Origin of the sequence: Paenibacillus aurantiacus, from assembly GCF_042431225.1 — a bacterium.
GTDB lineage: Bacteria > Bacillota > Bacilli > Paenibacillales > Paenibacillaceae > Paenibacillus_Z > Paenibacillus_Z aurantiacus.
The window spans coordinates 52920-65572 of sequence record NZ_JBHMDO010000023.1; the positions used below are offsets into that span (position 1 = coordinate 52920).

Annotated in this window: 9 protein-coding genes; all 9 read right to left on the reverse strand. The window is 59.9% G+C overall.

Annotated features, from left to right (window positions below; translation table 11 throughout):
* Window positions 1-276 precede the first annotated feature (276 nt).
* A complete protein-coding gene (locus ACFFSY_RS14295) occupies window positions 277-1785 on the reverse strand; it encodes a sulfatase family protein (RefSeq protein ID WP_377495054.1) in 1509 nt (502 codons plus the stop codon).
* Window positions 1786-1828: 43 nt separating this feature from the next.
* Window positions 1829-3865, reverse strand: a complete 2037-nt coding sequence (locus ACFFSY_RS14300; RefSeq protein ID WP_377495056.1) for an alpha-L-arabinofuranosidase family protein — start codon at window positions 3863-3865, stop codon at window positions 1829-1831.
* Between the two features lie 22 nt (window positions 3866-3887).
* Window positions 3888-4781, reverse strand: a complete 894-nt coding sequence (locus tag ACFFSY_RS14305) for a carbohydrate ABC transporter permease (protein WP_377495058.1) — start codon at window positions 4779-4781, stop codon at window positions 3888-3890.
* 15 nt (window positions 4782-4796) lie between these two features.
* A complete protein-coding gene (locus ACFFSY_RS14310; protein WP_377495060.1) occupies window positions 4797-5759 on the reverse strand; it encodes an ABC transporter permease in 963 nt (320 codons plus the stop codon).
* Window positions 5760-5780: 21 nt separating this feature from the next.
* Complete coding sequence (locus ACFFSY_RS14315; protein WP_377495062.1) at window positions 5781-7394, reverse strand: extracellular solute-binding protein; 1614 nt, start codon at window positions 7392-7394, stop codon at window positions 5781-5783.
* A gap of 106 nt (window positions 7395-7500) precedes the next feature.
* The gene (locus tag ACFFSY_RS14320; RefSeq protein WP_377495064.1) at window positions 7501-8382 is read right to left on the reverse strand and encodes an AraC family transcriptional regulator; all 882 of its coding nucleotides are present in this window, start codon (window positions 8380-8382) and stop codon (window positions 7501-7503) included.
* 402 nt (window positions 8383-8784) lie between these two features.
* Window positions 8785-10167, reverse strand: coding sequence for a sugar phosphate nucleotidyltransferase (locus ACFFSY_RS14325; RefSeq protein ID WP_377495103.1), 1383 nt, complete (start codon window positions 10165-10167; stop codon window positions 8785-8787).
* Between the two features lie 45 nt (window positions 10168-10212).
* Window positions 10213-11550, reverse strand: a complete 1338-nt coding sequence (locus tag ACFFSY_RS14330) for a glycosyltransferase (RefSeq protein ID WP_377495066.1) — start codon at window positions 11548-11550, stop codon at window positions 10213-10215.
* Window positions 11551-11554: 4 nt separating this feature from the next.
* Entirely contained in the window at window positions 11555-12445 is an 891-nt protein-coding gene (locus ACFFSY_RS14335; RefSeq protein WP_377495068.1) for a DUF6492 family protein, read from the reverse strand.
* Window positions 12446-12653: the final 208 nt, after the last annotated feature.

A 12653-nucleotide genomic window follows, 5' to 3' on the forward strand; every position in this document is an offset into this window, starting at 1 on the left:
TGTTAGACACATCTTCATATGTAACGATATCGGCAGGCGTTTGGTTGAGATTATGCGAAACCATGCTGGTTCTTTCCCTCAAACGGCAAACGATATCTATTATTGTCACCCGAAGCGCCCTCTTATGAGGAGACGGAAAAAGCCTGCAGGAAGGACTCTGAGCCTTACGTAAAACCGATACTGCGGCTTGCAGTCATGCCAAAAAGGCCGCCCGAAAGATGAGCGACCTCTACCGCTAGATGCTACATGCTATCCCTTCGATCTCGATTCCCCTGCCTACGCATGCCAGACGCGCGGCATCGGCATGGCCTCCTTGCCAAGCTCGGCCCAGGCGTATTTCAGCAGCAGCTCCGACTTCAGGCCGGCGTAATCCGGATCGGCCCATCGGTTGCGAAGCTCGCCCGGGTCCTCCTGCAGATCGAACAGCTCGCCGTACGTCTGGCGGTAGTAGACGGTCAGCTTGTAACGGGCGTCGACGTACGTCTTCTGGTGAATCGTCGTCGGCTCGTGGCGGAATTCGCACAGCGCGTGATCGCGCGCCGACGATTGCAGTCCCCGCCATACGTCGCTCTGATCGACGCCGGTCATGCCGGGCGGGGGCTCGATCCCGCACAGCGACAGGAAGGTCGGCGCCAGATCGACCAGCGACTGGATCGCCGGGTTCTGCGCGCCAGCCGGCACCTGTCCCGGATACCGCACGAGGAACGGCAGCCGGATCAAGTCCTCGTAATGGAATCCGCCCTTGTACTGAAGGCCGTGCTGGCCGAAGAAGTGACCGTGATCGGTCGTGAAGACGACGATCGTGTTCTCGGTAAGTCCCAGCTCGTCGAGCTTATCGAGTATTTTCCCGATATATTTGTCCATCAGACTGATCATGCCATAATAGGTGGCGACCAGCTGCTTGGCTTCGTCGTCCGGCACCAGATGCGAGCGATAGCCGTGAATGCCGTGCCCGGTCTCCAACAAGTGAGCGAAGTCCGGCTCCTGCTCCTGCGTCATGCGAAAATGCGGCGGGTTATGGTCATGCTCGCCGTCTACGAGACCGGGAATCGTTAGCGTGTTCGGATCGTACAGCTTATCCCAAGGCTCGGGGACCAGATAATCGGGATGCGGATCGAAGAAGCTCGCCCACAGGAAGAACGGCTCCTCTTGGTCGCGGTAGTGTTCCAGCCAAGCATTCGTGCGCTCCGCGATCCACGTATTGTAATGAAACTCTTCCGGTATCGCCCACGTGTGCGTCACCGAGGGATCCATCGTGCCGGTCGGCGGCAGGAAATAATCCCGCCAGTTCGTACATCCCTTGTCTTCCATCCAGAGGGCGTAATGCTGGCCGACATGCGCTTCGTTCGTATGATTGCGCGCCAGCTCCACATGATCGAATCCATAGTATGGCCCGTGGAAGGAGCGCCAGAATTCCAGATCCTGCAGCAGCGGGTACGCTTCCAGCGAAGGATATTCGTCCGTCCCCCGCAGCGGCTGAAAATGGGCTTTCCCGATCAGCGCCGTCCGGTAACCGCTCGCCTGCAAGTCCTCGCCGACCGTATGACGGTCCTCGAGCAGCTTCGTCCCGAGCGTCCACGCGCCGTGCTGACTCGGATACATGCCCGTAATGATCGACGATCGGCTCGGCGTGCACACCGGACTCGGACAATACGCCCGGCTGAACGTCGTCCCTTCCCGGGCCAGACGATCCAGATTCGGCGTCTTCAGCTCCGGATTGAACGCGCCGATCGTATTCCAATGCTGCTGGTCGCTCGTAATCAATAGAATGTTCGGTTTGCTCATCCTTGCATCTCCCTCCATGGGCGAGTTCCGTCCATCATTCGCATCATTCGATCTCTTCTCCCCTCCCGCGCTTCGCCTTGAGTTCGAGCGCGTACACCGAGGCGGGGCGCAGCGGGTAACCGCCGTGCGTCCAGACAGCTGCCGGGACGATGCGCTCCCGGGCGGCGATGCGATCCGGCGCGAAGACGGAGTTGATGTCATCGATTGATTCTCCCGTGATTTCATGCAGCACCGCATCCGCTTCGAACTCGAAGCCAGTCAAGCTCAGCTCGGCCGTTACCTCCCGCAGGCTGCGGTTGACGATGAAGACGGTGACGACGCTCCCGTCTTCGCTTGCGCAGGCGGCGACGTCCAGGTCGGGCAGCGCGTCCAGCGCGACCGGCGCCGGCTTGGCCGACCGGACCGCGAAAGTGCCGCAGGCGGCTTCGGCTGGCAGCATCCGACTAATGTTCCGGCTCGCATACAGCTTCATGACTTCATAGGTAGGCGTACCATATACAGTAAGTGGATGACCGCTCCACCCCGGCACCTTGCCGCAATATTGATCCGCATAATAGTCGCCTACCCGAATACAGCCTCCGAGCCAGCCGTTCACGAGATCGGAGAAGCTGCCGATGTCGACGATGTCGCTTGCGCGCAGCATCTCGTTCAAGTTCGCGGCGTTCGCGACCGCGGCTCCCAGCGTGTGCTCGTCCGGCAGCCCTTTGCGGATCGTGTTCGGATAATACATCGTATTGTACTCGGTGATGGCCAGCTTCACGTGACGATGCTTGGCATGCGCGCGAATCTGCGTCTGTGTCCGCCGAATATTGTCCCGGGTCCATTCCGGGAACGAGGCGATCGCCTTGTACCGCTCCTCCGCGGGGGTATCCCGGTTCATCCCGAACCGCCCATAACCGTGGTACAGATGGAGGGTCAAATAATCCATATGCTCCCCGGCGATGTCGAGCACCGTCCGGTTCCAGGCCTGGTCGGTATGTCCGCAAGCGAGCAGGATCACCGAAGGGTCTGCCGCCTTCATCGCCTGCGCGAACGCAACATAGCGCTTCGCGAATTCATCCGCGGAACAAGTGCCGACCTGCCAGTCGCCCCACACCTCGTTACCGATCTCCCAATACCGGACGTTGTACGGCTCAGGATGTCCGTTCGCTGCTCGGCGCGCGCCCATCGGCGTGTCGACGCCGCCGTTACAGTACTCGACCCACTGTGCGGCTTCCTCCGGCGTGCCGGAGCCGTCGTTCACGCAGATGAGCGGCTCTACCGCAAGCTCCCGGCAGAACCGGATGAATTCGTCCGTGCCGAAATATTTGCTCGCCCAGCCGCCCCACGCTTCGTTGTAATTGACGGGACGCTCCAGTACGGGACCGACCCCATGCTCCCAGTGGTAAGCGCTGATGTAATTCCCCGCGAGCCGCATCATGCCTGCGTTCAGGGGCCTTGCCATCTCGATAACCTCGCGCTTCACCTCGCCGACGTGATCCTCCGGCAGCAGCGACACATGGTCGAGCCAGAGCATGCCGGTCGACACGTGATCGCTCCATCTCGGGTGTTCGGCCGGCACGTATACGCGGAGTTCGGCATCGTGACAGGCGCGGGCGATGTCCAGCCGCGCCTCGTAAGTCCGCCAGTTATGGCTGATAAGGTCGATTCGGACCAGACCAAGCCGCTCCTCCGAGCGCCGGTCGACCGCTTCCACAAGCACGTAGCGGAGCTCAATCGAAGCCCGCGCGACCAAGCGAACCTCGTAGCCGAGCGGACCTCTGAGCGCAGCCCGCTGCGCAAGACCCGCATACGCCTCGTCGTCGCTTCGAATATGAATGCGCTGCGCGCGGCCCGAATGCCGGGGAGCCGGCGACTCGAGCGCATAGCGCGTATTCCGTCCGTTCGTGTAGGCGCTCCAACTGCCGGATACCAAGGCCGTCCCTTCGGCTTCGCTCTCGAAATCCATATCCTTGAGCGGATAAGCAAGCATCGCGTCCATATGGTCGCGAATGTCTTCCACGAAGTGGCCGAACAAGAACGGGTTGATCGTATGCCCGCTCTTCGTTCCGCCGTCAATCGTAATCCTCGCGTTCGTCATTCCCTTCAACCTCCCGGATGTGTTAGCCTTTGATCGACCCAATCATGACGCCTTTGACGAAATGCCGCTGCACGAACGGATACATCAGCCACACGGGCAGACTGGAGATGATGATGACCGCGTATTTGATGCTTTCGGCCAGCAAAATTTTGTCCTCCAGCCCCACGTTGCCGTCAATGGCATCGGATTGGCTGATCATCAAGATTTCGCGCAAAATGAGCTGCAGCGGATAGAGCGATTCCGTCCGAATGTAAATTAGCGCGTTAAAAAACGAGTTCCAATGGCCGACCGCGTAGAACAACGCCATGACGGCGATAATCGGCTTCGACAGCGGCAAAATAATGTTCAGCAGCAGCCGCCAGTTCGTGCAGCCGTCGATGAGCGCCGCTTCCTGCAGCTCCCAGGGGATGCTCGACTGGAAATAGGTACGCATAACGATCAAATTGTACGTCGAGATCGCGCCGGGAATGATGAGCGCCCACATTGTATCGACCATGCCGAGCGACTTGACGAGCAAGTAGGTTGGGATAAGCCCGCCGCCGAAGAACATGGTAAGCGTAATGAACAGCATGAGCGCCTTGCGCCCCGGCAGATCCGGCCTCGACAGCGGGTACGCCGCCAAGATCGTCATGATCAGATTGATGGCCGTGCCGACCACGGCGTAGAGGATCGAGTTGCGGTAGCCGATCCATAATTTCTCGTTCTGCAAAATATTCGCGTACGCATCCGCCGATACGCCCTTCGGCAGCAGCCAGACCTCCCCGGCGAGCACCTTCGCCGGATCGCTGAACGAGGCGCTGACGACGAACAGCAGCGGGTACAGCACGATGGCGATAATGATGGCCGCGACGGCATACACCGCCGCGTTGAACAGCCGCTCCTCCGACAGGCGGCGGACCGCAGCTGGCTTGGACATGTGGTCGCCCCCCCTTTACCAAAGACTCGTCTCGGACGTCTTGCGCGCAAACCGGTTCACCAGCAGGAGCAGCACTAGATTGATGACGGAATTGAACAGTCCAATCGCGGCCGTATAGCTGTATTCCCCTTTGAGGATGCCCGTCGTATACACGAAGGTCGAGATGACGTCGCTAGATTCGAGATTCAAATTGTTTTGCATGAGCAGCACTTTCTCGAAGCCGATATTCATGAAATGGCCGATATCCAATATGAGCAGAATGACGATGACCGGCACGATCCCGGGCAGGGAGACGTGCCAGATGCGCCGCAGCCGGGAAGCCCCGTCCATCTTGGCCGCCTCGTACAGCTGCGGATTGACGCCGGCGAGCGCCGCGATATAGATAATCGACTGCCAGCCCATGTTCTGCCAGATGTTCGACCCGATGAAGATCGTCTTGAACCAGCCTGCTTCCTCCAGGAAGCGGATCGGCTCGCCCCCGAACGTCTCGATCAGCGTGTTGACCGGACCTCCCTTAGGCGAGAGGAACAGCGTCAACATGCCGACGATGACGACGATCGAGATGAAATGCGGCAGGTAGGTGATATTTTGCAGCCACTTGCCGAACGCCTTGCTCGGAATTTCGTTGATGAGCAAGGCCAGGAATATCGGGATCGGGAAGGCGATCAGCAGCGAGAACAGGTTGATGGAGAGCGTGTTCCACAGCAGCCGCCAGAAGTAGTACGAGTTAAAGAACCGTTCGAAATGCTCGAAGCCCGCCCAGTCGCTTCCGATGATCCCTTTCGCCGGATTGAAATGCTTGAACGCGATCTGCAGCCCGTACAGCGGCCCGTAGTGAAAGATCAAATACCAGGCGATTGGCAGCAGCAGCATTAAGTAGAGATCGTATCGCCTGGCCGCCTGCTTGAGCAGCCGCGGAACGGGTCTTGAACGAGACTGTGCGGCAGCGGTTGTCCGCCCGACCTGCGCCGTCTTCATAGGCTTGCTCCTTCCGCTATGTTATTTCTTCATGGCGTCATAGGCCGTTTGGTAGATCTGCTCCAGCTCGTCGATGTTCAGCTTCGCAAGCGTCGACTCGAATTTGTCCCATTCGTCGAAGCCGATGGCGCCCGCGATGAATTTCGTGCTTTGCTCCTCGTAATACTTGTCGATATCGGTGCGGAGCACGTCGACCCTGCGAGCCGTCTCCTCGTCGAACATCGGAGCCGCGTAGCGGATCTTCGGCATGTACGGGTCCAGCTTCTTCTGCGCTTCCTGCACCTGCGGCGGGTTAATGAAGGACGCGACCTTCTCGCTGATCAGATGCGGCGCGCCGCCGCCGGCATACGGCGTGATTTTCGCTTGATTGCCCGATTTGAGGAAATCCTCTTTGTAGTACGGAATGCCGTCCTTCAGCTCGTAATGCTCGCCTTCCCGCCCGAAGCGGAGCAGCGTCGAGCCTTCGTCGCTGTAGAAATAATCGACCCAGCGCAGCGCGGCTTCCGGCGTCTTGTTGACCGAGGTGATCGCGAACGAGCCGAAGTCCCGCGGCACCGGCGCGCCTTGGCTCTGGATGCGATCCCCGTGCGGACCTTCGAGCGGCGCGATGCCCGTATATTGATCGGCGATCTCAAGGAACGGGTTGTTCGTCTGGTCGAAGAAGAAGCCCGCGTTGCCGGATCCTTGCTTGGCGAGGTAGTCCGCTTCCTTGTGCGAGAACACCTCGGGGTCGAGCAGCTTCTCGCTGTAGAGCTTATTCAGATATTGCAGCAGCTCCTTGTTGCGCTCGCTGCCCATCCAGATGTCTACTTTGCCATCCGTCAGGTTAATGTTGTAGCCGAGCTGATTGTCCAGGCCGAACGACCCGCTCATCATGTTGACGACCGGCAGCCCAAGCCCTGGCCCGCTGCTTGCGCGCGCCGTCATCGGGATTTCGTCCGCCTTGCCGTTCCCGTTCGGATCGCCGTCCCGGAACGCGACGAGCACGTTGTACAGATCCTCGGTCGTCACGGGCTCCTTCAAGTTCAGCTTCTTCAGCCACGCCTGATTGATCCACTTCTTGTCCGTCCGCGCCGCGCCGAGCGTCACGATCGTAGGGAGGGAATAAATATGCCCTTCCGGCGTCGTAATGGCGGAGCGAATCTCCGGATACTGGTCCATCAGCTTCTTGAAATTCGGCGCGTAATCGTCGATCAGCTTCTCCAGCGGAATAAGCTGGCCGGCCGTGCCGTAACGGATCGTCTCAAGCGGCGTAAGTCCGGCGCGGAACAGCACATCCGGGAGCTCGTTGGACGCGAACAGCAAGTTCTTCTTTTCCTGGAAGCCGTCCGTCGGCACCTCGGTGAATTCCGCGTGCACGTTGCTCAGCTTCTCATAATCTTGGAAAACGGGCATATCTTTGAATGGACCGTTCACCGGCGCGATCCGGGCGAACATCTTCTGCACCAGCGGCTGCGCGACGATCGGGAATCCCGTTTTGCTCACGTCCGATGCTGCTTCTTCTTTGGGCTTGTTCGCCCCATTCCCGTTCGCATCCGCATTCGCGTCTGTGTTCGACTCCGAACTGCACCCCGCAAGCACGAGACTCAGCGCAATCGCCGCGCCCAGCGTTGTTTTTCTCCAATGGTTACTCATCTAATGCCGCCTCCCCAAAATCATAGTAATCTAAGTTATATAGTAGGTTTTAAGTGCTATATTTAGCATAACGTATCGGGCGGCACATAGAAATGACATTTCGTTGTCACTCATTTAGCATTTCGTTCGGTAGGAAGAGGCGGGCGCGATATTTCGAAGGCGACATGCCATAGAACGTGCCGAACGCGCGCGAGAATGTATACAAGTCCGTATAGCCGAGCGAATGCGAGATTTCGGTGACGGATAATGTCCGGCTCCGCAGCATTTCGCCCGCGCGCTCCATCCGCAGCTTGATCAAATAATCCCGCGGACTCATGCCGACGCTATCCTTGAACCTGCTGGACAGATGGGAGCGGTTCATCCCGGCGAATTGCGCGACGTCCGCGACCGTAATGCCTTCGGCGTAATGCGTCTCCATGTGCCGCAAGCATGCACGCAGCCAATCCTTGTCCTCCGCCGCATGAGGAAGCGGCCGCGATAACAGCTCGAATAACCGGTACAGCATGCTCTGCAGCTGCAAATCCCCTTCGTTCTGCGAATTGTCCATCCGCTGCATGCAGCCTTGCAGCAGCCCGGACAGCTCAGCCGTGAGCTTGTTGCGCATATACGGTCTGCGTTCCGTCAGCCCGATGCGGCTCACCAATAGCTCCGCCTGCGGTCCCGTGAACGCCAGCCAGCGCAGCCGCAAAGGCTCGTCGGCGTCGTATTGCGAGACCCAGTAGCTGTGCTTCACATCCGGGAAGAGACAGAACATGCTGTCTTTCGTCAAGGTGACCGTCTCTCCCATGGTGGACAGCGTGACCGCGCCGCTTAGGACGAAATGAAAGGAATAGCATTCGATTACCCTCGGCCCCACGCTGTAGTTGGCCTTCGCCACGTTGTGCCCCGTGCGCAGCGGCCAGAGCCCGCCCAGCTTCTCGAACTCGCTCGGCGTGTAGAACAAAATATCCGCGTATTCGTGGCCTAAATCTTTCATAAGTTTTTTCAACTCGCCCCTTCCCCCTCCACTCGGAGGGGAACCAGAGGGTTTGCACCCTCTGGACTCCTCAATTAAGCGTAATTCGATTCGCGGCCGTCCCTGATGTGTCCTTTCGAAGGGAGCCCGCTTGTCCTTCGGACAGGCTCTTGTTCGAGCTTCGTTCGTTACGTTGAGCCTTGTGGTGGTATCCTGCTTCGTTCCGACTCTCTTGGTGCTTTCGTGCTGACCTTCGCTTTCGTCCGCTTGCGCGGACACGCTTTACGTTGAGCTGTTGCATAATCTCCTTAACTCTTAAACAATAAAAAAAGACATGGCAGAATAAAACCTGCCATGTCTCTAGTTTTCTAGTCGACACTCGGAAGCTTGGAAGCTTGCTCGCTGGATTGAATAAGACTCTATTATACGCCCTCTTCACCAGCTCGTCGACAGCCGCACGATGTCCGTCTCGTCTTGCACCTGCCCGATTTCGACCTGCACGCACAGCAGCGCCGTGTCTGCCTGCACGCCATGGCGCGCGCCGCGCGGGAATCGCATGACCTCCCCTGGCCCCAACTCGTGGATTTGGTCCTCCAGGATGAAGCGCCCGCGCCCGGACAGCACCGTCCACACTTCCTCTTTCCTCGCGTGCGAATGGTAGCTGGTGCGGCCGCCGGGATGCAGCTCGACCCGCCGCGTGAGCACGCCTCCCTGCTCTGTCTCCATGTAATCGAGCGTCCGGCATATGCCCCATCGTTTCTCTTCGTACATCGGCATGCGCGCTTCCTCGCCCAGCAGCGATTTGACAAGGTTGGACTCACTCTTCCTCGCGACAAGGATGCCGTCCGGGCTTGCCGCGACAATCGCGTCCGGCACCCCGAGAACATAGATTGGGCGATCAAGCTCGTTGACCAGGTGCGTGTTCGGCGAGTCCTCGCCGACGTGTCCCCGGCCGACCCGCCGCTCCTCCATATGCCGCGTGAACGTCTCCCAGCTCCCGAGATCATGCCAAGGTCCCTCATAGACCAGCGCGATTCTGCGCGCGGACCGCTCGACCACTTCCTCGTCGAAGCTCGCCTCCGGCAAGCCGGCGTACTTGTCCGCCCACTCCGCCGGCGTCGTCGGCTGTCCTTCCCCTCGCATTCTCTCCAGCATATGCCCCAGTCGAAAAGCGAACACGCCGCAATTCCATAGCGCCCCCTGCTTCATCAGCTTGGCGGCGGCTGGCGGGTCGGGCTTCTCCGTGAAACGCTCGATCCCGATCCAGCCCGGCGCATCCGTACCTTCCGCTCCGGAGGGGACGGCGCCTGCCCGACCCCGCCGTCCGGAAGCCGCCTTGCGCCTCGGCACCATATAGCCGTATTGGCTCGAAGGATGGGAAGGCGGGGTGCCGATCAACCCGATGTCGGCGTCCGCCTGACGCAGCGCCTCCGGAAGCTGCCGCAGCACGCGGAAGAAGGAAGACTCCACGAATAGATCGACCGGCAGCACGACAATCGTTTCGTCCGGCGCAGCCTTCATCTCGGCCGCTAGGACCGAGCATGCCAGCGCGATCGCCGTATACGTTCCCCGTTTGAGCGGCTCCTCGATAATCGGAATGTCCGCTCCGGCGTGTCTGCGCGTGATCTCCGTCTGGCTGCAGTGGGTGACGATAACGGCCCGCTCGAGCAAGCCCGCTGCCTCAAGCTGCCGGCAGACGCGCTGCATCATCGATTCCGGCTGGCCGTCCTCGCCCGGAAGCAGCTTCAAGAACAACTTGGACCGGATCTCGTTGGACAGCGGCCACAGCCGCTTGCCCGAACCCCCGGATAATAGCACGATTCGCAACGTTGTTCGATGCCCCCTTTCTGTTCATGCGCGCATCTATCGAGGATGCCGCCTGATGCTGCTGCCCAGCCACGGTTGGCGGTTCTGTTCCGGGTCCCCTGCACGTGGCCCCCCGGCCCTCGCCGCCTTCGGCACGGCTTTCCCTTTCAGCAACACCCCGCCTGTCAGGCGCGCCACTCGCGGTCCGCGACCATCCGCCACGACCCGAGCAAGCACGGATGCCATGGCGCGTCCAGCCGCATTCCAGCCTAGGCCCAGCATGTCCCGGCGCGCCAGGCGTCCCTTCTCGCGGCAGAGCGAGGGATTCGCATAGGCACGGCGCATTTGCATCTTCAGCATGCCAAGGTCAACCTCGGCCCACAGCTGATCTTGCTCCGCAAACAGCCCGCTAAAGGAACGGGAAATAGCGGAACTCTTGCCCATGGAAGCCGCTGGCCGCATAAGCCGGTAAGGGACAAGGAAGGAATTGGACGGCGTCAAGAAGTCCATCTGCCCGCCCCATGCCGTCGCGATCGCCGGAATGCCGCTCGCCATCGCTTCCATGAACGGCATGCCGACGCCTTCGCCCCGGGTGGGGAGCACGAATGCATGTGCCGCGGTATAGAGACCTTTCATCGCGCGGCTGTCCATATGGCGGGTCAAGAGCAGCAGCGGCGCCGGACGATGGGGAATACGCAGCGATGCGCGGTAGCGGCTGATCTGGCTTCGGATCCATGCTCCGTCCTCGCTGGCGCCGTATCCGCTCGTCTTGATGACGAGCAGCACGTTGTCTTGATCCGTGAATTCCTCCCAGTAAGCGCGCAGCAGAGCCTCGGGATTTTTGCGGTGCTGGAAGCCGAATACGGAGAGGAACACGAATTTGCCCTTGCTCCCGAGCAGCCGGGCAGGCGGATTCGACGGGCGATAATCACCCGTATTCACGCCATGCGGCGCCAAATATACGGGGACATGGACGCCGCTGCTCTGCATCGCCGTCACGTTATGACGAGTCGGTACCAGCACGGCGTCATAGCGGTTAATCGCCTGGCGCCAGTTGGCCGGAATCCTCGTTGTTTCCCATACCGTGTTGAGGACGACCTTGTCGTAGCCAAGCCCCCTCGCGCGTTCGGGGTTCATCGTATGCGGCGCGTAATGATAGACCAGCACGCGCTTCTCGCGGGAGGCGGGCGGCCGCGGGATTAGGAGGGAAGAGCTGGCGTGAACCGGAATGCCTTGGCGCCGAAGCGCCCCCGCATAAGCCTTGCTGGCCCCGCCCAGCCCCCCTCTCCGGTGAAGGGGACCGTGCCAATAGACCCGATACCGCGGCGAGCGGGCGGCACCGGCCGCCAAGCCGCGCATTCCTGCCCGCCGCTTGCGATATCTGTTCGCCGCCATCCGCTCAGCCTCTGCGCGCAGCTGCCGTCTTGCCGCGCTTCAATCTGATTCCGCTCCGCGATGGTTGGGAAGGCGCCGGACGAGAAGACGCGCTCCGAACGTATCCTTTACGTTCATGGAAGCTTACGGAGCGGTATCGGGCCGCCAGTGTTTTATAGCGCCGAGCCGTCATCCGGCCTACGCGCGTGTGCAGCGCGCGGTTGAGAGCAGGAAGCAAGCGGACGCTGTTCGGATAACGGGTGTACACGTAGTTGCCGTAGGTCTCGTATTCGCTAAAGCCGAACTGCTTGGTCCGGTCGATGCTGTTGAGGATGGCTCTGTACCAGCTCGTGCCGTGTCTGGCTTCGATGACCCGCTTCATCTCGCGCAGCTTGCTTTTCTCGAACAGCATGTAATGGGTGACCAAGGACCGCGGCGACGAAGCTTCTCTTCCCATCAGCTTCCGGTACGTCCGGAAATATTCCGGCTGGCTCCATCCTCGCGTGTAGAACGTCGTGCGTCCGCCCGAGTGGAATCGGTGGGGCCGAATCAGCACCGTGTCCGCGTCGATGACAAGAAAATGCTCCGACCTTACGAGCTTATCGCCGCTCAGTTTCAGCAGCTGTTGGAACAGCCATCCCGATCGCTCCCAGCGGGCCGAACGGTAATGAATATGCTTCTTCGTAATCGGCAGTACCGTGTTCTCGTCCACGAATCGCCATCCGTGGGCGCGGCAAGCGGCCATGATGGCCTCCTCCCGCGGCGCGACGATGACGACTTCGCCGATCTTATGGCGCGAGTGGCGGCGAACCGCCTCTACGACGTGCGGCAACGTCTTCAGATCTTTGCTGATAGCAGGAATAAGAACGTCGATCCGAATGCCGGATGCACCGGCTCCCTCTGATTGATTCGGCATGCTGTCATCTCCATTGGGCCATGAATTTGTGACTCTTCCTCTCTCTGTCACTAACATATGCTGCTGATGGATACCCGATTGGGCCAACCCCATGAAGGGGCAGACGTTCACTTCCGTGTAAATTCGACAAATGCAGTTCGTTCGCCAACGCAAAAAAGAGACCGACCACAAAAAGTGGTCGGTCCCTTGCGCCGATCGGCGAATTGCC